This window comes from Thermosynechococcus sp. PKX95, assembly GCF_031583295.1.
In the GTDB taxonomy this organism is placed as follows: domain Bacteria; phylum Cyanobacteriota; class Cyanobacteriia; order Thermosynechococcales; family Thermosynechococcaceae; genus Thermosynechococcus.
Genome location: NZ_CP134171.1, coordinates 311,720 through 332,651, shown reverse-complemented (window position 1 = coordinate 332,651; position 20,932 = coordinate 311,720). Strand labels below are relative to the sequence as shown.

Annotated in this window: 18 protein-coding genes; 13 read left to right on the top strand and 5 right to left on the bottom strand. The window is 53.9% G+C overall.

The window, feature by feature from the left end:
* Window positions 1-6: 6 nt before the first annotated feature.
* Window positions 7-1,818 (top strand): ABC transporter ATP-binding protein, encoded by a 1,812-nt coding sequence (locus tag RHH81_RS01470; RefSeq protein ID WP_302678669.1) that lies wholly within the window; start codon window positions 7-9, stop codon window positions 1,816-1,818.
* On the opposite strand, the gene RHH81_RS01465 is transcribed toward RHH81_RS01470, so the two are convergent.
* Both RHH81_RS01465 and RHH81_RS01460 read right to left on the bottom strand, forming a co-directional pair.
* Complete coding sequence (locus RHH81_RS01465) at window positions 1,815-4,295, bottom strand: HAD-IC family P-type ATPase (RefSeq protein ID WP_310743272.1); 2,481 nt, start codon at window positions 4,293-4,295, stop codon at window positions 1,815-1,817. The genes RHH81_RS01470 and RHH81_RS01465 overlap by 4 nt on opposite strands.
* Window positions 4,296-4,298: 3 nt before the next feature.
* Window positions 4,299-4,730 (bottom strand): universal stress protein, encoded by a 432-nt coding sequence (locus tag RHH81_RS01460; RefSeq protein ID WP_310743271.1) that lies wholly within the window; start codon window positions 4,728-4,730, stop codon window positions 4,299-4,301.
* A gap of 763 nt (window positions 4,731-5,493) precedes the next feature.
* On the opposite strand from RHH81_RS01460, the gene RHH81_RS01455 reads away from it, so the two are divergent.
* The 3 genes from RHH81_RS01455 to RHH81_RS01445 are packed head-to-tail and all read left to right on the top strand — an operon-like array spanning window position 5,494 to window position 8,357.
* Complete coding sequence (locus RHH81_RS01455; RefSeq protein ID WP_302677101.1) at window positions 5,494-6,648, top strand: Re/Si-specific NAD(P)(+) transhydrogenase subunit alpha; 1,155 nt, start codon at window positions 5,494-5,496, stop codon at window positions 6,646-6,648.
* A 24-nt stretch (window positions 6,649-6,672) separates the two neighbouring features.
* The gene (locus RHH81_RS01450; protein WP_206200761.1) at window positions 6,673-6,951 is read left to right on the top strand and encodes an NAD(P) transhydrogenase subunit alpha; all 279 of its coding nucleotides are present in this window, start codon (window positions 6,673-6,675) and stop codon (window positions 6,949-6,951) included.
* Window positions 6,952-6,956: 5 nt separating this feature from the next.
* Window positions 6,957-8,357: an NAD(P)(+) transhydrogenase (Re/Si-specific) subunit beta gene (locus RHH81_RS01445; RefSeq protein ID WP_310743270.1), complete on the top strand. Its 1,401-nt coding sequence runs from the start codon at window positions 6,957-6,959 to the stop codon at window positions 8,355-8,357.
* Here RHH81_RS01445 and RHH81_RS01440 read toward each other — a convergent pair.
* Window positions 8,354-9,067, bottom strand: a complete 714-nt coding sequence (locus RHH81_RS01440; protein WP_310743269.1) for an HAD family phosphatase — start codon at window positions 9,065-9,067, stop codon at window positions 8,354-8,356. The genes RHH81_RS01445 and RHH81_RS01440 overlap by 4 nt on opposite strands.
* Before the next feature lie 11 nt (window positions 9,068-9,078).
* A complete protein-coding gene (trpC, locus tag RHH81_RS01435; protein ID WP_206200758.1) occupies window positions 9,079-10,005 on the bottom strand; it encodes an indole-3-glycerol phosphate synthase TrpC in 927 nt (308 codons plus the stop codon).
* A 101-nt stretch (window positions 10,006-10,106) separates the two neighbouring features.
* On the opposite strand from trpC, the gene RHH81_RS01430 reads away from it, so the two are divergent.
* The 7 genes from RHH81_RS01430 (at window position 10,107) to malQ (ending at window position 17,025) form a co-directional block, all read left to right on the top strand.
* Window positions 10,107-11,606: a cryptochrome/photolyase family protein gene (locus RHH81_RS01430; protein WP_310743268.1), complete on the top strand. Its 1,500-nt coding sequence runs from the start codon at window positions 10,107-10,109 to the stop codon at window positions 11,604-11,606.
* A 249-nt stretch (window positions 11,607-11,855) separates the two neighbouring features.
* A complete protein-coding gene (locus RHH81_RS01425; protein WP_310453160.1) occupies window positions 11,856-13,007 on the top strand; it encodes a hypothetical protein in 1,152 nt (383 codons plus the stop codon).
* Between the two features lie 76 nt (window positions 13,008-13,083).
* Window positions 13,084-14,010 carry an isoaspartyl peptidase/L-asparaginase gene (locus RHH81_RS01420; protein WP_206200755.1) on the top strand — a complete coding sequence of 309 codons (927 nt, stop codon included), beginning with the start codon at window positions 13,084-13,086 and terminating at the stop codon, window positions 14,008-14,010.
* A gap of 120 nt (window positions 14,011-14,130) precedes the next feature.
* Complete coding sequence (ndhK, locus tag RHH81_RS01415; RefSeq protein WP_206200754.1) at window positions 14,131-14,844, top strand: photosynthetic/respiratory NAD(P)H-quinone oxidoreductase subunit K; 714 nt, start codon at window positions 14,131-14,133, stop codon at window positions 14,842-14,844.
* A 31-nt stretch (window positions 14,845-14,875) separates the two neighbouring features.
* Entirely contained in the window at window positions 14,876-15,106 is a 231-nt protein-coding gene (gene ndhL / locus RHH81_RS01410; RefSeq protein ID WP_181495109.1) for a photosynthetic/respiratory NAD(P)H-quinone oxidoreductase subunit L, read from the top strand.
* A 5-nt stretch (window positions 15,107-15,111) separates the two neighbouring features.
* The gene (locus RHH81_RS01405) at window positions 15,112-15,444 is read left to right on the top strand and encodes a DUF3007 family protein (protein WP_206200753.1); all 333 of its coding nucleotides are present in this window, start codon (window positions 15,112-15,114) and stop codon (window positions 15,442-15,444) included.
* A 24-nt stretch (window positions 15,445-15,468) separates the two neighbouring features.
* Window positions 15,469-17,025 carry a 4-alpha-glucanotransferase gene (gene malQ, locus RHH81_RS01400; protein ID WP_206200752.1) on the top strand — a complete coding sequence of 519 codons (1,557 nt, stop codon included), beginning with the start codon at window positions 15,469-15,471 and terminating at the stop codon, window positions 17,023-17,025.
* Here malQ and RHH81_RS01395 read toward each other — a convergent pair.
* Window positions 17,022-18,371, bottom strand: a complete 1,350-nt coding sequence (locus tag RHH81_RS01395) for a pentapeptide repeat-containing protein (RefSeq protein WP_206200751.1) — start codon at window positions 18,369-18,371, stop codon at window positions 17,022-17,024. The genes malQ and RHH81_RS01395 overlap by 4 nt on opposite strands.
* Before the next feature lie 119 nt (window positions 18,372-18,490).
* On the opposite strand from RHH81_RS01395, the gene RHH81_RS01390 reads away from it, so the two are divergent.
* The gene (locus RHH81_RS01390) at window positions 18,491-19,645 is read left to right on the top strand and encodes a DegT/DnrJ/EryC1/StrS family aminotransferase (protein ID WP_310437915.1); all 1,155 of its coding nucleotides are present in this window, start codon (window positions 18,491-18,493) and stop codon (window positions 19,643-19,645) included.
* A gap of 213 nt (window positions 19,646-19,858) precedes the next feature.
* Window positions 19,859-20,857, top strand: a complete 999-nt coding sequence (locus tag RHH81_RS01385; RefSeq protein WP_206200749.1) for a 2-hydroxyacid dehydrogenase — start codon at window positions 19,859-19,861, stop codon at window positions 20,855-20,857.
* Window positions 20,858-20,932 lie beyond the last annotated feature (75 nt).

Sequence of the window (20,932 nt, the reverse complement as noted above, 5' to 3'; positions counted from 1 at the left end):
GTTTTTATGGCCACGTTTCGCTCCATTCTGGGTTACTATCGCGCCTATCGGGGGATGGCGATCGCCAGTATGACCGCAGCTAGTCTCTGCGAACTGGTGGATTTGCTCGTGCCCTATGCCATTGGTCAAATTCTCAACCTGCTCTCGCAACAACCCCTCGATCCGCCAGTGGTGGCGATCGCCCATACGCTGCAAACATGGACGGGCTGGAACAATGCCTTTGGCGTCAATCTCACCGTTCTCGGCAGTATTGTCTTTTTGGCCACTGTGGTGCGTGCCCCAATTCAACCGTGGCTGGGGGTATGGTTCCACTGGTGGATTGCCTTGGCTGCCCGCCGCGACCACACTCGCAAAGCCGTCGAGAAAATTCTGACGCTGCCCCTAGAATTCTTTGAGGAAAACAACCCGGGTCGCATTGCCAATCGTGTTAGCAAAGGGATTTCCAACCATACGTGGAGCTATCCCGAAATTGCCGGTCAACTGATTCCCAAACTGGTACGGGTGCTGGGGATTGGCGTGATTGTCTGGTGGCTTGATTGGCCGATCGCCCTTGGGTTGTTGACCTCCTTTACTGTGATTCTGGTGCTGACCCTGCGCACCCTGCGACGGATCATTCAAAAGGAAGAAATTCTCGACAGCCACATCGAAAGCACAGAAAGCCGCACCTCAGAAATCATTACCAATATCAAAACCGTCAAGGCCTTTGCCACGGAAGCCCGTGAACTCGCTCGTCAACAGCAGCGCCTCGATCGTGAGTTCAAGATGGTCATTGACCGCATCCATCGCGGCTATATGCACCTGATTACTTGGCAGGGAACCGTAGTCCAGTTCTGTCTTTTCAGTTTGTTGGGGTTTTCCCTAGCAGCCACAATCGCCGGCCGGGTCTCGATTGGCCACTTTATTACGATTTACACCCTTGCCAGTATGGCCTATGCCGAAATTACCCCCCTCTCGCAGGTGTCGGAGGTGTTTGCGCGCCGCTATGCCTCCATTTTGCGCTTCCATGAATTTATGGAATTGCCCCCCGGTCGCGATGCCATTGATCTGGAGCAACAGGAGATTCCTAGCCTGAAGTTTTCCGGCAAAGTGGATTTTCAGCACGTTTGGTTTAGCTACACGCCGGGGCGTCCCATTCTGCGGGATATTAACTTACTCATTGAACCCTGCCAAACGGTGGCCTTGGTGGGGCGATCGGGTTCCGGGAAATCCACCTTGATCAAGCTGCTCTTTCGCTACTTCCAGCCGGATCAGGGGCAGATTCTCATTGATGGCCAAGATATTCAAACCCTCGATGTCCGCGCCTATCGCCGTCGTTTGGCCATTGTCCACCAAGAGGTGGATGTCTTTAATGGCACCCTCTGGGATAACCTCACCTATGCCAACCCCGAGGTCAGTGCCGACGCCGTCTATGAGGCCTGTGCCATTGCGCGGGTGGATGAATTTGTGCAGCAGTTGCCTTTGGGCTATCGCACAATTGTCGGTGAACGGGGGTTGCGGCTTTCGGGGGGACAGCGGCAGCGCCTAGGGATTGCCCGTGCCCTCTTGGCGGATCCCGATGTGTTGATTTTTGATGAAGCGACCTCAAGTCTGGATTATGAATCGGAGCGGGAAATTCAACTGGCCCTGCGCTCCATTACCGGCACTCGCACAATGATTGTGATTGCCCACCGCCTCAGTACGGTACGGGACGCCAATCAAATTGTGGTTTTGGATCAAGGGACGATTCGCGAGCAGGGAGACCATGAGACACTCCTCGCCCAAGGGGGGTTGTATGCCCATCTCTACTCGATTCAGCGCGATCGCGCCCCCCATGCCTAACTGAGATCGACACCAAGGAAGCGATCCAAAAGCCGATAGCGCCAAAAAGCCCGCAAGACCACCACCCATAGCAAGACAATCAGCACAATCAATGCCCATAGTGACCACGACAGGGGTTCCAACTCGGCCACTGCCCGTAGGGTCGGCGAGAAGCTGATGATCAGGAAGGCAGCCAGCAGAGCTAAAACCACAGCAACATAACGCCAGTTGCCCACTAAAGGCGAACCGCCAACCCATGTGGGATGGGGAGGTTTGAGAAACAGGACTAAACAAAGGGAGGCCAGCATCAGGGTCGTCACCAAGGCCGTGCGGGCGATCGCCACACTCTGCCCCAGTTCTAAGAGCACCTCGCGGCCATTCAACAGCGTTGGATCAAAGCGTCCTTGGAGCAATTCCACAAGGGGCGTCAGTTCCCGTGCTAACACCCCCAAGTACATGAAAATGGCCAACAGTGCGAGGCTTAGGGTGGCGGGGATGACAAAGTGCAACAATGAACGAATCAGCGATCGATGGGGACGCGGCCCCGGCACTGCCCAAAAAGCCACCGCCAAGGTCGGCAGACCCACTCCCCACAGGGTGAGCAGGCTATTGTGCTTAATCAACAGCGGAAAGGCGCGCCCTGCCATGACAGTGACTAGACAAAGCAAACTAAAGCTAAACACCCGCACCAGAAAGAGCTTCGTGACATCTTGAATGCCGTTGTAGATGCGCTGTCCTTCCCGAAAGGCGGCTGGTAAGGCGGCAAAGGAATCCGCAAGCAATACAATATCAGCCACATTCCGGGTAATGGCACTGCCACTTTCCATAGCAATTCCCACGTTGGCCTGCTTCAGGGACAGCACATCATTGACACCATCGCCAATCATGGCCACCTGATGCCCAAGGGCGCGTAGTCGAGTCACGAGTTTCGCCTTTTGCTCGGGGGTAATGCGACCAAAGACCGTGGCTTTCTCGGCCATTTGATCAAAGCTGGGATCATCCATGGCGGCCAAGTCTGCGCCGGAGATGGCGATCGCCCCATCATCGAGACCCACTTGTTTCGCAAGGGCAACAACGGTTTCCGCGTGGTCGCCGGAGATAATTTTGATTTGAATTCCGGCTTGCTGAAAGCGTTCTAGAACCTCACGGGATTGGGGTCGCAGGCGATCGCCCACCCAAATCACTGCTAAGGGTTCTAGGTCTGGGGGCAAGAGGGCAGTCTCCTGCCGCTCATCCCATTGCGGATCACTGCGACTACGGGCAAAAAGAAGCACCCGCAGTCCCTGCTGCCGTCCGCGCCGCAGCAACTCAGTCGTACCAGAAGGAAGATCATCGGTTGTAAAGAGAACATCCGGTGCCCCCAAGATAAACGTTTCCGAGTCCTGCCACGCTGCGGCACTCCACTTATAGACCGAGGAAAAGGGAATCTCAAGGCGTAGGGGTTGGGGAGTTCCCTCAAAGGCCTCTGTGAGGGCAACAAGGGTGCGGTTCGGAGCACTAACACTGGCGGTAAACGTGGCGAGAGCCGCTTTTGTCTTTTCCTGTGTCTCGGTGAGGGCGTACCAGCTATGGAGTTCAAGGGCATTGGCTGTAAGGGTTCCTGTTTTATCAAGGCAGAGAATATCGACGCCACTGAGGGACTCAATGGCATTCACCTGCTGCACCAAGACATTGGCACGGGAGATGCGCAATGCCCCCAAGGCATAGGTCAGGGTAATGGTGAGATACAAGCCCACGGGGACAAGACCCGCCACCACTGCCGCCGTTTGCACACTCATTTGTAGGGTGGTCAGGCGTACCAACAGCGAAAGCAACACCAATAGCCACAGGAAAATGGCAAGGGCAAGGATGACGCGAATAATCAGGTTAATTTCCCGTTGCAGGGGGGTCAGTTTGTGGTGGTAAGTTTTGGCGGCAGCAGTTAGTTGATGGGCGGTACTGGCTTCCCCCACCTGTTCGGCGACATAGGCAGCGGCGCCGCGCACACAAAAGCTCCCAGAGTACAGGCGATCGCCCGCTTGCTTGGAGATGAGATCCGACTCCCCTGTGAGCAAGGACTCATCCACTTGGATCTGTCCATCACCAACGACAGTGCCATCGGCAACGATTTGATCCCCCGGCTCCAAAAGGAGAATATCCCCTTCTACGACTTCTGCGGGATCAATAATGGCCTCTTGGCGATCGCGCAGCACCTTGACACGGGGACGGGTGAGGAGGCTAATTTCATCCAACTGCCGTTTGGCGCGAATTTCTTGCAGGATGCTAATGATGGCATTGAGAAACACCACCACGATGATGGCGGCCACATCTCCCGGACGACCTAAAAAGAGCAAAATGACGCTAATAAAAGCAAAAACCCCATTGATAAACGTGAAGAGGTTTTCCCGCAAAATGTCGCCATAGGTGCGATTGCTTTCACTCGCTTGACGGTTAATGCGACCTCTGGCTTGCCGCTCCGCCACTTCCGCCGCTGTCAGACCCGTCAATGGTGCTGTCATACCCTAAGTTTCCGCTGATTTAACCACAAACACCGAACAGGGGGCATCCGCCACAACGGCGCCACTTACTGAGCCTTGCACAACCCGCTCAACCCCCGTGAGGCCGCGACTCCCCAGCACAATCAGGTCTGCCCCATAGATATTGGCCAAGCGTAAAATTTCCTCGACGGGGTCACCGGTAACAATTTCAATTTCCGAGTCACAGGGGAGGTGGCTTTGGAACTGTTGTAAATGCTGTTCAATACTGCGGTAGGTGCCCATTTGCGGATGCAACGAGGGGCGATCGGCACTGACGCCAAAACCCGCCTCTGCCGGTGAGATCACATGACTGAGAATCACTTGGGCATCTGGGTCAAGATTTAACTGGGTCACCGCTGCCATCACCCGTGCCGATAGCTCACTGGTATCGAGGGCCACTAAAATTGTTTTGAACATGCCTGTGACTCTGTACTTGCAATCTCCTAGTCTGCCACAAGAGCGCAAGTAGCGGTCAAACTGCCCTTCTGGATAGCTATTCGCAATGATTATTAACCACACCTATCGGTTTATTTTCCTGAAAACTCGTAAAACTGCTGGCACCAGTAATTGCCCTCTCCCAGTTTTGTGGTAGTCAGGATGTCATCACACCGATTCGCTGGCAGGATGAGCGCATCCGTCGTCAATTGGGTTATCCAGAGCCTCGCAATTTTCGTGCTCCCTTGGTTGACTATCGGTTGTCAGACTGGCTCGCTCTCTTTTATCAGGGGTCTAAGCGCAAGTGTAATAATCACTTCACGGCTGCCGAAGTTAACAACGCGATTAATCCCGACATTTGGCATAACTACTTTAAGTTTTGCTTTGAACGTAATCCCTTTGATAAGGCAATTAGTCGCTATTACTAGGAAATTCCACCGGCAACCTCAAATGAGGTATAGCTCCTTTGAGCATACAAAAGGATGACGAGGGGAAATTAAGTAAAAGTACTCAATGATAATGTCAACATTTGTTACAAACGTTACTGGGGATCATAAGACTTGTGGAGAATCCCCATGAAATGCTGACATTTCCTCGCATTCGTTAGGGGATCGCAGTAGCGTGAGGATCAGTACAGGACAGCAGGTGAATGTGTGGTGACGGTGTCGGGCGGTTATAAAAATGCCCGGATGAGTACACCAAGGAATTGTTCTGTCAAGACTGCAAACCCTATCCAAGAGTGCCTATGAAAGTTGGGGTCGTTAAGGAACGCGAAGTGGGTGAACAACGGGTTGCCCTGATTCCCGAAGTCGTTGCCAAGCTGGTGCAGCAGGGGTATCACCTCTGTGTGGAGTCCGGTGCAGGGGATATGGCTCACTTCAGCGATGATGACTACCGTGCAGCAGGTGCGGAAATTGGTTACTCCATTGAAGAGGTCTGGGGCGGTGTGGATGTGCTGCTCAAGGTGGCGCCGCTGCGCGATCGCGAGGTGGAGTGGATTCGACCCGGCACCACCTTAATTAGTTTTCTCAATCCCTTGGGCAATCCATGGCAGATGCAACACTTGGCAGAGCGGCAGATTACTGCCTTTGCCCTCGAGTGCATTCCCCGCACGAGTCGCGCCCAGAGTATGGATGCTTTGTCTTCCCAAGCAGCGGTGGCAGGGTATGCGGCGGTGTTATTGGCCGCTTCCCATTTGCCGCGCTTTTTCCCGATGTTGACGACGGCAGCGGGTACGATTCCCCCCGCCAAGGTGTTTGTGATTGGGGCAGGGGTGGCTGGCTTGCAGGCGATCGCCACCGCGCGGCGTTTGGGAGCCGTGGTTGAAGCCTTTGATATTCGCCCAGCGGTCAAGGAGGAAGTACAAAGCCTCGGTGCCAAATTTGTCGAAGTTAACCTTGAGGAGGATACGGTTGCTGCCGGCGGCTATGCCAAAGAGGTTTCTGAGGCGGCGAAGCACAAAACCCAAGAGGCGATCGCTGCCCATGTCCACAGTGCCGATGTGGTCATTACCACTGCTCAAATTCCGGGCAAGCCTGCCCCTCTTTTGGTGACAGAACGGATGGTGGCCAGCATGAAACCGGGTTCGGTGATTGTGGATTTAGCCGCTGAGCAGGGGGGCAACTGTGCCTGCACAGAACCGGGGCGCTCTATTTGTCATCAGCGGGTCACCATTATTGGCCCAATTAATCTGCCCTCGACAATGGCGGTGCATGCCAGTCAAATGTATGCCAAAAACATTTCGACCCTTCTGAAGTACCTCACCCCCCAAGGGGAATTGGTCTTGAACTTTGGCGATGACATTGTGGATGCCGCCTGTGTCACCCATGAAGGGCAGGTTCGCAACCCACGGGTACTGCAACTGCTGCATCCTGCCCAAACCTTGGCAACAACGGTTTAGAGATGTCCCTAGAGGATTCGTTCTATGACAGATCCCATTCTTGTCGGTCTGATGATTTTTGTCTTGGCCAGTTTCATTGGCTTTGAGGTGATTAACAAAGTCCCGCCCACGCTGCATACTCCCCTCATGTCTGGTTCCAATGCCATTTCGGGGATTGCCGTAATTGGTGCCCTACTGATGGCGGGGAGTGGGCACACCACTTTAACGGTGGTCTTGGGATTTATTGCGACAGTGCTCGCCACGATTAATGTGGTGGGCGGTTTTTTGGTCACGGATCGCATGTTGCAGATGTTTAAGCGGTAGGAACCATGGATTGGCTAACACGCATTGAAGAATTGAGCTATCTGGGTGCTGCGGCGCTCTTTATCCTCGGTTTGAAAAAACTGGGGTCTCCGGCCACGGCCCGTCAAGGAAATCGCCTTGCCGCCTTGGGGATGTTGATTGCGATTGTGGTCACGCTCCTCGATCGCCAGATTATTAGCTATACGGGCATCCTAGCGGCCATTGGCCTCGGCAGTGTCATTGGCGCGATCGCTGCCTACAAAGTGGAAATGACGGCCATGCCCCAGATGGTGGGGTTACTCAATGGCTTAGGAGGGGCGGCCTCTGCCTTGGTGGGCATTGGGGAATTTTGCCGCATCGTTGCGTTGGGTGAACCGCTGACCCCCAGTACGCTGATCACCATTCTTTTGGGGGTGCTGATTGGGGGTGTCACCCTTACTGGTAGCCTTGTGGCTTTTGGTAAGCTTCAGGGATTGATTTCGGGAACCCCGATCATTTTCCCGATGCAGCAGGCGATTCACCTCGGCTTGCTGGTGGCTTTCTGGGTGGCCAGTGGCTGGGTGTGGTTGCATCCAAGTCAGATGCCGATTTTCTGGGGCCTAGTGGCGATCGCCAGCATTTTGGGGGTGCTCTTTGTCCTGCCCATTGGCGGTGCTGATATGCCGGTTGTGATTTCCCTTTTGAACTCCCTTTCGGGCTTGGCTGCCAGTGCTGCGGGCTTCATCGTTGGCAACAGTATGCTGATTATCGCGGGTGCCTTGGTGGGGGCTTCGGGGCTGATTCTGACCCAAATTATGTGCAAGGCCATGAATCGCTCCTTGGCCAATGTGCTCTTTAGTGGCTTTGGTAGCTCGACCACAGGCAGTGCTGAGGGTAGTGTTCATGCCACCGCGAAGTCAGTGCGCACCATTGACCCCGAAGAAAGTGCGATGATGCTGGGTTATGCCAAATCTGTGGTCATTGTTCCCGGCTATGGGATGGCGGTTGCCCAAGCGCAGCACAGTGTCAAAGAACTGGCAGATCAACTGGAGCGGCTGGGTGTGGATGTCAAATACGCGATCCACCCGGTGGCAGGTCGCATGCCTGGTCACATGAATGTGCTGCTTGCCGAAGCCAATGTCCCCTACCCCCAACTCAAGGACATGGAGGACATTAATCCAGAGTTTGAGCATGTGGATGTGGCACTGGTCATTGGTGCCAATGATGTCGTGAATCCAGCCGCGCGCACGAACCCCGGTAGCCCTGTCTATGGGATGCCCATTCTCGATGTGGATCGGGCACGACACACGATTGTGATCAAGCGCAGCCTCAATCCGGGCTTTGCCGGTATTGACAATGAGTTGTTCTACAAGGACAGAACTCTAATGCTGTTTGGCAATGCCAAGGAAGTGCTCAATCAACTCATTGCTGAGGTCAAACACCTTTAGGCAGTTGCCCTAGCCACGCGACGGTTAAAAACAGGGGCAATTTCTGCTAGGTCAAACTGATCAAGGCGATCGAGCACCCAGTGACAACGACGCTGGAGCATGTGAAAGGGATAGGTGTGCGCGACCCCCAAGACTTTGACACCAGCTTCACGGGCGGATTGCACCCCCACCAAGGTGTCCTCGATCGCCAGACAATCAGCGGCTGTGAGATCGCCCCCTAGGGCTTGCAAGGCTGCAATGGCACGGAGATAGGGGTCGGGATAGGGTTTGCCGCGTTCCACACTTTCGGCACTGATAATGCAGTCCACAATGCCAGTCAAGTTTCCCCGCTCAAGAGCCAAGTCCACATCGGATTGCAGGGCACCGGTGACAATGGCAATTTTCAATTGCGCAGCATGGAGTTTCTCCAGCAGGGCGATCGCCCCCGCAAAGAAGGGAAAAGGCTCCATATTGGCCAAGCGTGCGCGGTAGGCAGCTGCCTTTTGTGCCACCAGTTTGTCGAGATAGGCCGGGGTCACTGCCCGGCCGCGGCGACTGAGGAGATTATCCAAACAGGCGCGATCGCTGCGTCCCAAGCAAAAGAGATCGTATTCCCCCCGCTGGGGTCGCAAGTTCTCTTGCAGCAGAATCTCATCAATGAGGGCGGCATGGATCGCCTCATCATCAAGGATCACCCCATTGAAATCCAATAAGACTGCCTTCAGGGGCATAGTTAACTGCGCTACTTGTGTGCCAACTCTGGGAATAACTGCTGAATCCGTGCTTGGAGTTGCTCCGCAGCGCTGAGGTGCGCCATCTCTGCTGGGGGTCGCATGAGGGATTCTCCCACCAAAATCGCCTTGGCTCCCGCTTGGGTCACCCGCTCAACATCAGCGCGCTGATGAATGCCCGATTCACTGACCACGAGGATGTCGCGATCGCGCAGTTGCGCCCCATAGGTGGCCAAAAGCTGTTCAGTGGTGGCTAGATCAACACTAAAATCCGTCAAATTGCGATTGTTGATGCCCACCAACTGTACGTCCTCCAGCTCAAGTACCCGTTCCATCTCCTCGGCGCTGTGCACCTCCACTAATGCGGTTAGCCCCAAGCCATGGGCAATGCGCAGGAAATAACGCAGATCGCGATCCGAGAGAATGGCAGCGATTAAGAGAACCGCATCAGCGCCCCGCAACCGCGCTAAGAACATTTGGTAGGGGTAAATGATAAAGTCCTTGCACAGCAGTGGCACGTCCACCACTTGGCGAATTTGAGCCAGGTACTCAAAACTGCCTTGGAAAAACTCACTGTCCGTTAGGACGGAAAGGCAAGTCGCGCCAGCGGCAACATAGGCTTGGGCGATCGCCACCGGGTCAAAGTTGGGGCGAATCACCCCTTTACTGGGAGAGGCCTTCTTGACCTCGGCAATCAGTGCTGGCTGGGTGACAGGGTTTTGCAGCGCGGCGAAAAAGGAGCGTACGGGTGGTGCATCGAGTACCTGACGTTGCAAGTCCGGCAGGGGGAGCACTTCCCGCAGTTGCTCTACCTCCTGTTCCTTGTGCCAAACGATTTTCTCAAGGATATTGCGGGGAGCCTCATCGGCCACCGGTACTTGGTAGTGGAGGTTGCGAACGGTTACAGCGGGATTAGGGGGACGCCGGCGAATTTGCATGATGAGTGTCGTATGGAGTTGCAACAGTTGAACACTAAGATAAATCACATTGGCTGTACTAAACCATTCTCCCTTAGTCCTTATTTACAATCTGAGTTCGGATGGCCATTGGCGTTTGGGTTTTAGGCGATCAACTGTGGCAAGGGCAATCAGCCCTGCAAAGCTGTCCAACCCCTGTGCCCGTCATCCTCATTGAGTCCCGCCAATGGGTGCAACAACGCCGCTACCATGCCCAAAAACTCGTGCTGGTGTGGTCGGCCATGCGCCACTTTGCCCAAGAACTCGAGGCAGCCGGTTGGCCGGTGACCTATGCGATCGCCCCCGACTTTGCTACCCCCTTGCGACAGTGGATTGAAGCTCACCATATCCACGAACTACGGATTATGGCACCCAGCGATCGCCCCTTTCGGGATCTGATCGCTACCCTCGATCTCCCCTGTACCATTAAGTTCTTGCCCAACAATCACTTTCTCTGGTCAGAAGCAGAATTTCAGGACTGGGCGAAGGGTCGCAAAACGCTGGTCTTGGAGTATTTCTACCGCGCCGGTCGCCAACGGTTTCAAATTCTCATGGACGGCAAATCCCCCGTGGGTGGCAAGTGGAACTACGATGCCGAAAATCGCCAACCGCCGCCTACTCGCCTCAAACCGCCACCACCGCTGCGCTTTTCTCCCGATCAGATCAGCCAAGAAGTCATTGAGACAGTGCGCCAAGGCAACTTTGACACCTACGGCCACATCGAACCCTTTGACTGGGGAGTCACCCGCGCCCAAGCGCTGCAGGTCTTGGAAAACTTTATTGAATACCGCTTGCCCCAGTTTGGCCCCTACCAAGATGCCATGGTGGCGGGAGAAGAGACCCTATGGCACAGTTTGCTGTCCCCCTATTTGAACCTAGGGCTATTGCACCCCCAAGAAGTGATCGATGCTGTCTTAGCCGCCTATAGGGAACGGCCGCTGCCCCTCAACAGTGTGGAGGGCTTTATTCGCCAAATTCTCGGCTGGCGTGAGTATATGTATGGTCTCTATCACTACCTTGGTGCTGACTACTGCCAGCATAATTTCTTTCAGCACACTCACCCCTTACCGACGTTCTTTTGGCAGAGCGATCGCACCACCATGAACTGTCTGCGCCACGTTCTGCAGCAAATTGAGCGCACAGGCTATGCCCACCACATTCAACGGCTGATGATCCTCGCCAACTTTGCCCTGATTACTGGCTTGTCTCCGCAAGAAGTGGAAAACTGGTTCCACAGCGTGTTTATTGATGCCTACGACTGGGTGATGCAAACCAATGTTTTGGGAATGGGCTTATTTGCCGATGGCGGACGCTTGGCCTCCAAGCCCTATGCGGCGTCTGCTAACTACATTCAGCGCATGAGTAATTATTGCCAAGGGTGCGCCTATGATCCCAAGCAACGAGTGGGCGATCGCGCCTGTCCCTTTAACTTTTTTTATTGGCACTTTCTAGCCCGGCACCGCAAAATCTTGAGTCGCCAAGGACGCATGAGCATTATCCTCAAAAATTTGGATAAACTGAGTGCCACAGAAACGGCAGCCATTCAACAGCAGGTGCAGCAGTGGTATGCTGAAAATTCATAGCCTCGAAAATAAAAAGTGTATTCTACATAACATTCATTTGCCATACGTCTTAAATTTAATCCGAAGTCAGTGAATCTGGAATAAACGAAAAATTCGGGTATTTTGAAATCTAGTGGGAATCGAACTTAACCAAAAGATAACCAAAAAATAATTTCCTCCTACTCTTAAGTCGAGATAATTTAAGTGAGGTAAAGCAGAGTACAGTCTTCACGCTAAAACAATTGAATACTCATTCTGGGGGACAATCAAATGAATGAGACAGTCAATATCCAACTGTCTGCAGCCGCTACGTTGGCTGACTTACCCTATTTTTCCTATCAGGTTTCCCCTGAAACCATCTCTGAAAAAGTGGCTGATGAATTTCAACGTTATCCTGAGCTACCGGGGGTACTGGTGGTGGCAGGCGATCGCGTCATCGGCATGATCTCCAAGGTCAAGTTTTTTGAGCGCATGAGCAAGCAGTTTGGTCGCGATCTCTACTTGCCGCGCCCGATTAAATTGCTGCCAGAAGTTGCTGCACCCCAAGTACCTCCCCTTGTTTTGATGGCACGCACTCCTGTGGAAGAAGCTGTGGAACAGGCCTTGAGTCGCCCCCCCGCCTTTGTCTACGAACCCGTGGTCGTGCGTAAGGGCAAGCAACTGGTGTTGGTGGATATGCGGCTGATCCTGATTGCCCAAGCGCAAGTGCTGAGCAAGAAAAATCTCTTCATTCAGCAGCAGCACTTCCACACCCAGCAACTCCTTGAGAAGTTAAAGCTGGAAAAAGAGCGGAACCAAGACTATGCCAAGCGCCTTGAAAGCGAGCTGACCCGCACCCAACAGATGAACGAAGCCCTAGAGCAGCAGGAGCGCTCTGTGCGTGAGCAAGCGGAGCGGATTGCCCAACTCAATCAACGGTTCGTCTCCATTAGCCAAGTTCTTTCCCAGCGGGGGCGCAAAGCCTTTCAGCAAACCTTCACCGGGGTTAACCAAATTAGCCGTCACACAGCGGAGGTTTATCGCCTCAGCGAACGGCTGAAACAGGACGTGGAAATTATCGACCAAGCCACCCATCAAATTGCTGAGATTACCCGTCAGGTGAAACACCTTGCGGTGCAGGCGGGGCTGATTGCCAGTCGCAGTGGCCAGCAGATGGCTGGTTTCGATTTTATCAGTGAGGCAATTAACAAACTGGCCAACCAAGTGGTCTTTGCCAACCAACAAGTAGAGGAAATGGCCAATCATTTTCGCCATCACATTCGCGAGGTTGTAGAGTCCACCGCCTCTGGGGAAAAAATCGCGCGATCGCTCCTCAGTCAAGTGGAGGATACCCAACAAGCCATCCAAGAACTACAAGCGCTACTGGATACTGAGGAAGCCACGACTCAGACAGAGACCATGCCAGCGGCAGCAGTTGCTTAGGGCAGCCCGTGGATTTAGACCCTCGCCGCGGGGTATCGTGAATTTAGTCTATTGATTTCTATCTCGCCTATTCAGGATGCCCCAACCCACTGTGATTCTCCATGGCGGCGCCGGCAGCTCGCTCCAAGACAAAGGCGGTCTCATTTCCGTCCGCCAATCCCTGCATACCATTGTCAGCCAAGTGGTTCAGACCCTAAAAGAAGGGGCAACGGCGATTGAGGCAGTGGTTTTGGGGTGTCGGCTCCTAGAGGATGAACCGCGCTTTAATGCAGGCACGGGGTCTGTGCTGCAATCCGACGGTCAAATTCGCATGAGTGCCTCGCTCATGGATGGGCAGCGGCAGCGCCTCAGCGGTGTCATTAATGTCTCACGGGTGAAAAATCCCATTGACCTTGCGCATTGGTTGCAACAGTGCCCTGACCGTATTCTGTCCGATGTGGGAGCAGCAGAGCTCGCTCGTGAATTGCAGCTTCCTGTGTATCAACCCCTCACGGATCAGCGACTCTACGAGTGGCTCGAGGAACGCAAAGGCAATTTCCAAACATCGATGGCCGGAGTCGTGGCCGAGGAGGCAAGGCGGGGCACGATTGGTGTTGTGGTTTTAGATCAGCAGGGACACTTGGCCGTGGGGACTTCCACTGGCGGCAAGGGCTTTGAGCGTATTGGGCGGGTCAGTGACTCCGCAACGCCAGCCGGCACCTATGCCAACAGCTTAGCAGCAGTCAGTTGTACTGGCATTGGTGAGGATATTCTGGATGAGGCGCTGGCCACGCGGATTGTGGTGCGCGTCACCGATGGGCTTTCCCTTGAGGCGGCCTTTGAAAAATCCTTTCGGGAAGCCGCGAGTCGGCAACGGGATTTTGGCGCCATTGGTCTCGACCATCAAGGGGCGATCGCCTGGGGCAAAACCTGTGATGTCCTGCTGGCGGCCTACTGGAATGGCATCACCATTGGTGACACCTTAGACCTACCCCCCGGCCTGCAGGTGGGCGGCCAAAAATAATTTATCCTTGCTGTCAAGTTTTTTTATTGCCAGCTCAATGCAATTGGCTGCATCTGTTAGGGTAAAGGCCTATAATTTTAAGTGTTTTTACATTTGGCCGATGTCCCTTGAGGGAACCCTATGACCAATACGACCTCGCCTGCCATCCTCAATCCAATTGCTCGTCCTGAAGTTCCCCAAGAACTTGCGGAAAATATCATCCTTACTTCCCTCAACGATGTTTATGACTGGGCACGGCTATCGAGCCTATGGCCGCTCATGTATGGCACTGCCTGCTGCTTCATTGAGTTTGCGGCCATGATTGGCTCGCGCTTCGATTTCGATCGCTTTGGCTTGGTGCCCCGCAACAGCCCCCGTCAGGCGGATTTGATCATCACCTCTGGCACCATCACGATGAAAATGGCACCCGCCTTGGTGCGCCTCTACGATCAAATGCCCAATCCCAAGTACGTGATTGCGATGGGTGCCTGCACGATCACAGGGGGGATGTTTAGCTCTGATTCTTATTCCGCCGTGCGTGGTGTGGACAAGCTGATTCCCGTGGATGTCTATTTGCCCGGCTGTCCGCCCCGTCCAGAAGCGATCATGGATGCGATCGTCAAGCTGCGCAAGAAAATTGCCAATGAGCATATCAGTGAGCGTGGCAACCTTGCCCAAACCCATCGCCTCTTTACCGCCAAGCACAAGATGAAGCCGGTGCCCCCTATTCTCACCGGTCAATATCTCAATGCTCCCAGTCGCCAAGCGCCTCCTCCTGCCCTTGCTGCAGCGATGGGAATTGCTGTTCCTGCCCTTGGGGAAGCGGTGAGGGAAACCAGCACCGTTTCAGAATAATCTAGTCGTTTTGGTGAAGAGGTAGTCATCGATGGCAGTTTCAACAGAGCTTTTGGTACTCGGTGTCTATGGCGCCTTGGCAGGGCTATATCTGCTGGTGGTGCCAGCGATCGTCTATGCCTATTTGAATGCTCGCTGGTATGTGGCTGGCTCCTTTGAGCGGGCATTTATGTACTTTCTGGTGACGTTCTTCTTTCCGGGATTACTCCTGCTGGCTCCCTTTATTAACTTTCGTCCCCAACCGCGCTCTCTCGATTCCTAGGTGCTATGCGCCGCATTGATGTTCTAGGGATTGGTATTGGTGTTTTCCTTGCGGGCGGCTTGGTTTATCTGCTGTTGCGCATTGCGGGGGTTGAGCCGCTTCAAGCCGGGATTTGGAGTCAAGCCATTTTTGTCTTGGTGGTTCTGGGTTGGCTCTCCACCTATCTCCTGCGGGTCTTTACAGGACGGATGACCTACCACCAGCAACTTAAAGACTATGAAGAGGCCGTGATGAGCGATCGCCTTGCGCGGATGTCGCCAGAGGAGCTAGCCGCCCTTGAAGCAGAAATTCTAGCGGAATCCAGCGAGATTGCCGATCCAGAATTGGGCGATAATTAGCTCAAGTTTCCCCGTGGCTTAATAATGCACTTTCCCCGCTCCTGTGGTTTACTGCTTCATCCCACGTCCCTGCCTGGTGGTCATGGCATTGGTGACTTGGGTGCGGCAGCTCGTGAGTTCCTTGAATTTTTGGTTGCCAGTGATCAGCAGTACTGGCAGGTCTTGCCCCTAGGGCCAACGGGCTTTGGCAATTCCCCCTATATGTGCTACTCCGCGATGGCCGGCAACCCACTGCTGATCAGCTTGGATGAACTGGTCAAGGAGGGCTGGTTAACGGAAGCAGATTTGGCAGGACTCACGCTTGAGAATAGCGATCGCGTTGATTTCGAGGCTGTCATTAGCCAAAAACTCCCCCTGCTCCGCCTTGCTGCTCAACGCTTTCAGAATCAAGCCACCCCAGAAGACTGGCAGGCCTTTCGCGACTTTCAAGCCCTTGCCCACTACTGGCTGCCCACCTATGCCCTCTTTATGGCGCTGAAGGATCACCACGAGGGACAGCCGTGGTATGAATGGCCCGCCCCTTTGCGCGATCGCGAACCAACCGCCCTTGCCGCGATCCAAGCCGTTCTCAAAGAGCGCATTTTTGAGTACGAGTTTCAGCAATTTCTCTTTTACCAGCAGTGGCACGCCCTCAAGGAAGCCGCCAATCAACAGGGGATTCAGATTATTGGTGATATTCCCATTTATGTTGCCCACGACAGTGCCGATGTCTGGGCCTTTCCCCAATTTTTTGAACTCAATCCAGAAACGGGTGCGGCTGCCCTCATGGCCGGTGTGCCTCCAGATTACTTCAGTGCCACAGGACAACTCTGGGGCAACCCCATTTACAACTGGAAAGCCCTTGCTGCCGATGGCTACTCTTGGTGGATTGAGCGCTTCCGTGCCCTGCTCTCCTACATGGACATTATCCGTGTGGATCACTTTCGCGGCTTTCAGGGCTACTGGCAAGTGCCCGAAGGAGAGGAAACAGCCGTCAACGGTGAGTGGCAACTGGGTCCTGGTGCTGCCTTCTTTGAAACCTTGCAAGCTGCTTTGGGACGACTGCCTATTCTCGCCGAGGATTTAGGGGATATTACCCCCGATGTCATTGCCCTACGGGATCAGTTTCAGTTTCCGGGGATGAAAATTCTCCAGTTTGCCTTCGGCGGTGGTTCGGATAATCCCTTTTTACCCTTTAATCAAGAGCGCAACTGTGTGGTGTACACTGGCACCCATGACAATGACACAACTGTCGGCTGGTACCGCACCCTCAGTGACTGGGAACAGCAGCGCCTCATTGACTATTTGGGCTATACCCCCAGCGAACCCCACTGGGCTTTGATTCGCATGGCCCTAGGAACCGTTGCCAACCAAGCCATTCTTCCCGTTCAAGATTTGCTCGGTCTCGATAGTCATGCCCGCATGAATTTCCCCGGTACGAGCGAAGGCAACTGGGCGTGGCGCCTAACTGCGGGTCAACTTACCCCTGAACTTGCCGCTCATTTGAAGCACTTGGTGCACCTCTTTGGCCGTCAAGCACCACCGAGACCCCAGCCGGTTGAAGCTGCCGAAGAAACCGTCCCCGAAAAAGACCCCGCCTAAGCTCGCCGTCGGCCATCGGGCATAATCGTACCCCGCAAATCCACTTCACTGAGGTTGGCACCACTCATATCCGCAGCAGTCAGGTTCACCCGCGTCAAATCCGCCCGCGACAGGTTAGAGCCTGAGAGGTTGGCGTCCCCTAAGTCTGCCCCACTCAAGTTAACACCGCTGAGATCTACAGTTCCCAGTAAGCTGCCACTAAACGTTGCCCGGCTCAGGGTAGCTCCACTGAGGGTGGCGCGGCTGAGATTCGCTTCTGAGAGAGTAGCACGACTCAGGTTGGCTCCCACCAAGCGGGCACGGCTGAGATTCGCTTCTACCAAGTCGGCACGGCTAAAGTTGGCTTCCGTTAACTCCACTTCGCGAAGATTGGCACCACTGAGATTGGCACCCCGCAGCTTCACGCCATTAAAGACGAGGCCACTGAGATTGGCACTGCGTAGATCCGTTTGACTCAAATCCGCATTGTCCAGCAATGCCCCCTGCAAGTTTGCCCCTTGGAGATTCGCCCCCTGCAGATTGGTGCCCACCAGTTTGGCATGGCTGAGGTTGGCGCCCCGTAAATTTGCCCCACTGAGATCCGCACGGCTAAGGTTGGTATGGTTCAGGTTCGCGCCACTGAGATTGGCACCACTGAGGTTGACATCTGAAAGTTCTAGGGAGGACAGATCCGCCTTGGCCAGTTCCGCGCCGACAAGGTTGGCCTTGGCAAGGTTGGCTTCACTGAGCTTGACTTCCGTGAGATCAACGCGGCTGAGATTGGCTCCCGTGAGATTCGCCGCCGTTAAGTTCGCGCCACTCAGGTTGGCACCGCTGAGGTTCGCACCACTGAGATTGGCATTGCTGACATCCGCCTGAATTAAATCCACACGGGTTAGGTTCGCCTGCTTTAGATCCGTGCCATGCAAATTCGCGCCCTGTAAATTTGCCCCCGAAAGGTTAACGCCGTCGAGTGTCAATCCCCGTAGATCCGCATTCGCCAAGTCCACACGAGAGAGATTGGCACCCTGAAGCACCGTTCCCCGCAGGGTGGTTTCACTAAGTTCAGCGCGGCTGAGATTGGCTCGCGTCAGGTTTGCCCAACTGAGATCACTGCGGCTAAGGTTTGCGCCAGCGAGGTTGGCATCCACCAATTCTGCCTTGATGAGCATGGCATTAACAATTTCTGCGCCACACAGCACTGCACCACTGAGATTGGCTCCGCTCAGGTTGACCCACTCCATGTCGGCACGGGAGAGAATAATCCCCCGTAGATCAGCGTTGATAAACTCGCCATTTGTCAAACTGGCACGATTAAAGTCCCGTTCACCGCTGGCATAGCGTTTTAACAACTCTTGGGGATTCATCAAAAAAAACGGGTCTGGAACCCCGCCCTTGAGAACGGCTCTACACTCTAAGCCTAGCTTAATTCGCTAAAACCACACTACGCTCGTGAGAGGATGATAATAAAGACTTGCGCTCTCTCATGGATACCATCCCTATTCTTGATCTCAAGGCCCAATATCAATTCCTGCAAGCAGACATCGATCGCGCAGTTGCCCGCGTACTGGCATCCGGTCAGTTCATTCTAGGGCCAGAGGTACAGGCCTTTGAGGAAGAGGTAGCCGCCTATTTAGGGGTGCGCCATGCGGTAGCAGTTAATTCAGGGACAGATGCACTGGTGATTTCCCTGCGCAGTTTGGGAATAGGTGCTGGGGATGAGGTGATTACCACCCCCTTTTCGTTTTTTGCGACGGCAGAGGCAATTAGTTTGGTGGGTGCCCGCCCGGTCTTTGTGGATGTGGAACTGGACTCTTTTAACCTTGATCCCAATAAAGTTGCCGCAGCCATTACCCCCCGCACCAAGGCGATTTTGCCGGTTCATTTATTTGGGCGGCCAGCTGCTATGGGAGCAATTGTTGAAATTGCCCAAGCCCATGGGTTAGCCATTCTTGAGGATTGTGCCCAGTCCTTTGGTGCCCGCTATTGTCCGCCCTGTGAGAACTGTCAATGTGAAACGGCAACTCAAGAGGCTTTAGCTCATCGGTTCACGGGGGCGATCGGTACCATGGGAGCCTTTTCATTTTTTCCCACCAAGAATCTCGGTGCCTATGGCGACGGGGGGCTGATTACCACCAATGATGATGATTTAGCCGAGCGATCGCGCATGCTGCGGGTTCACGGCTCCCGTCAACGCTACCACCACGAAATGATTGGCTACAATTCTCGCTTGGACAGCCTACAGGCGGCAATTCTGCGGGTGAAGCTACCCCATATCGATCGCTGGAATCAAGAGCGACGGCGAGTCGCCCAAACCTATAACCAAGCCTTGGCGGGTCTTGAGGCGGTGGTGACCCCAGCAGTATCTCTAGGGCATGTGTTTCATCAATATACCATTCGGGTGCTCAATGGGCAGCGGGATGCGCTCGCGGCTTACCTGAAGGCGGCTGGTATTAGTTCGATGATTTACTACCCCATTCCCCAAGATCACTCTCCGATGTATAAGGGGCAATCTCCACCCAATCCTGTGAGCGATCGCCTTGCCAGCGAGGTTCTCAGCTTACCCATTTGGCCTGAATTGAGCGATGCCACCATTGAGCATATTGCCGCAACCATTCGCCAGTTTTTTCGCAAGCGCTAAGGGCATCCCCTAAGCAGTTGTCTGGGTATTTGTCCTCCCTTAACACAACCTTAAGCTGACACTCGCTAAGCTAACTACAGCTCTTTTGTGGAATATGGGGTTAACAGACAGGACACATCGGCATGCTGTCCGCCATTAACGTTCTCAGGATTCTAGAGTGTTCAACCCTAGTGAAAAGGGCTGTAATGTCACTTGGGCTAGGAGAGCCATGCTATGAAAGTTGCCGTTTTCAGTGCCAAATCCTACGATCGCCAGTTTCTGAATGCCGCCAATGAAGCTCAAGGTCATCCCCATCTCCTCACCTACTACGATGTGCTACTGCGTCCTCAAACAGTTTCCCTTGCCGAGGGACATGAGGCCGTCTGTGTATTTGTCAATGATGATCTGGGGGCAGAGACCCTCAAACGGCTGGCAGCGTTGGGGGTGCGTCTGGTGACGCTGCGCTGTACGGGCTTCAACAATGTGGATTTGGCAACAGCGGCCAGCTTGGGCATCACAGTTACCCGCGTCAGTGCTTATTCCCCCTATTCGGTAGCGGAGCATACAGTGGGGCTGATCTTGATGCTAAACCGCAAACTTCACCGTGCCTACAACCGCGTGCGCGATGATAATTTTTCCCTAGAGGGGCTGATGGGCTTTGATCTGTATGGTTGTACGGTCGGCATCATTGGCACAGGCAAAATTGGGCGTGTTGTTGCCCGGATTATGCATGGTTTTGGCTGTCACCTCTACGGCTATGATCCCTACCCCAACAAAGACTTTGAGCAGATAGGCACCTACACAACCCTAGAAACCCTCTTGGCTGAATCGGACATTGTCACTCTTCATTGCCCCCTTGTCCCCGAAAATGAACACCTGATCAATGCGACCACGATCGCCCAAATGAAGCGCGGTGTCATGTTGATCAATACTAGTCGTGGCAAGCTGGTGGACACCAAAGCAGTCATTGAGGGCATTAAAAGTGGCCAAATTGGTTATCTGGGCATTGATGTCTATGAAGAGGAAGACTCCCTCTTTTTCCAAGATCTTTCGGACACGATTATTCAAGACGACACCTTCCAACTCCTGCAATCCTTCCCCAATGTGGTGATTACTGCTCACCAAGCCTTCTTTACCCGCAATGCCCTCACAGATATTGCCCGTACGACAATTGAAAATCTGACCTGTTTTGAGCAAGGCCTGCCCCTAGCAAACGAAGTGAAACAGATGTAAGGCTCGGCGAAACGGTTATTGCTATAACGTTTCTGGCAAACAGATCCGCTATAGTAGCGATCGCATTTATTTCAG

What these genes read in the sequence shown, in the direction of transcription:
- RHH81_RS01470 (WP_302678669.1), top strand. Translation starts at nt 7, where the DNA reads ATGGCCACGTTTCGCTCCATTCTGGGTTACTATCGCGCCTATCGGGGG.
- RHH81_RS01465 (WP_310743272.1), bottom strand. Translation starts at nt 4,295, where the DNA reads ATGACAGCACCATTGACGGGTCTGACAGCGGCGGAAGTGGCGGAGCGG.
- RHH81_RS01460 (WP_310743271.1), bottom strand. Translation starts at nt 4,730, where the DNA reads ATGTTCAAAACAATTTTAGTGGCCCTCGATACCAGTGAGCTATCGGCA.
- RHH81_RS01455 (WP_302677101.1), top strand. Translation starts at nt 5,494, where the DNA reads ATGAAAGTTGGGGTCGTTAAGGAACGCGAAGTGGGTGAACAACGGGTT.
- RHH81_RS01450 (WP_206200761.1), top strand. Translation starts at nt 6,673, where the DNA reads ATGACAGATCCCATTCTTGTCGGTCTGATGATTTTTGTCTTGGCCAGT.
- RHH81_RS01445 (WP_310743270.1), top strand. Translation starts at nt 6,957, where the DNA reads ATGGATTGGCTAACACGCATTGAAGAATTGAGCTATCTGGGTGCTGCG.
- RHH81_RS01440 (WP_310743269.1), bottom strand. Translation starts at nt 9,067, where the DNA reads ATGCCCCTGAAGGCAGTCTTATTGGATTTCAATGGGGTGATCCTTGAT.
- trpC (WP_206200758.1), bottom strand. Translation starts at nt 10,005, where the DNA reads ATGCAAATTCGCCGGCGTCCCCCTAATCCCGCTGTAACCGTTCGCAAC.
- RHH81_RS01430 (WP_310743268.1), top strand. Translation starts at nt 10,107, where the DNA reads ATGGCCATTGGCGTTTGGGTTTTAGGCGATCAACTGTGGCAAGGGCAA.
- RHH81_RS01425 (WP_310453160.1), top strand. Translation starts at nt 11,856, where the DNA reads ATGAATGAGACAGTCAATATCCAACTGTCTGCAGCCGCTACGTTGGCT.
- RHH81_RS01420 (WP_206200755.1), top strand. Translation starts at nt 13,084, where the DNA reads ATGCCCCAACCCACTGTGATTCTCCATGGCGGCGCCGGCAGCTCGCTC.
- ndhK (WP_206200754.1), top strand. Translation starts at nt 14,131, where the DNA reads ATGACCAATACGACCTCGCCTGCCATCCTCAATCCAATTGCTCGTCCT.
- ndhL (WP_181495109.1), top strand. Translation starts at nt 14,876, where the DNA reads ATGGCAGTTTCAACAGAGCTTTTGGTACTCGGTGTCTATGGCGCCTTG.
- RHH81_RS01405 (WP_206200753.1), top strand. Translation starts at nt 15,112, where the DNA reads ATGCGCCGCATTGATGTTCTAGGGATTGGTATTGGTGTTTTCCTTGCG.
- malQ (WP_206200752.1), top strand. Translation starts at nt 15,469, where the DNA reads ATGCACTTTCCCCGCTCCTGTGGTTTACTGCTTCATCCCACGTCCCTG.
- RHH81_RS01395 (WP_206200751.1), bottom strand. Translation starts at nt 18,371, where the DNA reads ATGAATCCCCAAGAGTTGTTAAAACGCTATGCCAGCGGTGAACGGGAC.
- RHH81_RS01390 (WP_310437915.1), top strand. Translation starts at nt 18,491, where the DNA reads ATGGATACCATCCCTATTCTTGATCTCAAGGCCCAATATCAATTCCTG.
- RHH81_RS01385 (WP_206200749.1), top strand. Translation starts at nt 19,859, where the DNA reads ATGAAAGTTGCCGTTTTCAGTGCCAAATCCTACGATCGCCAGTTTCTG.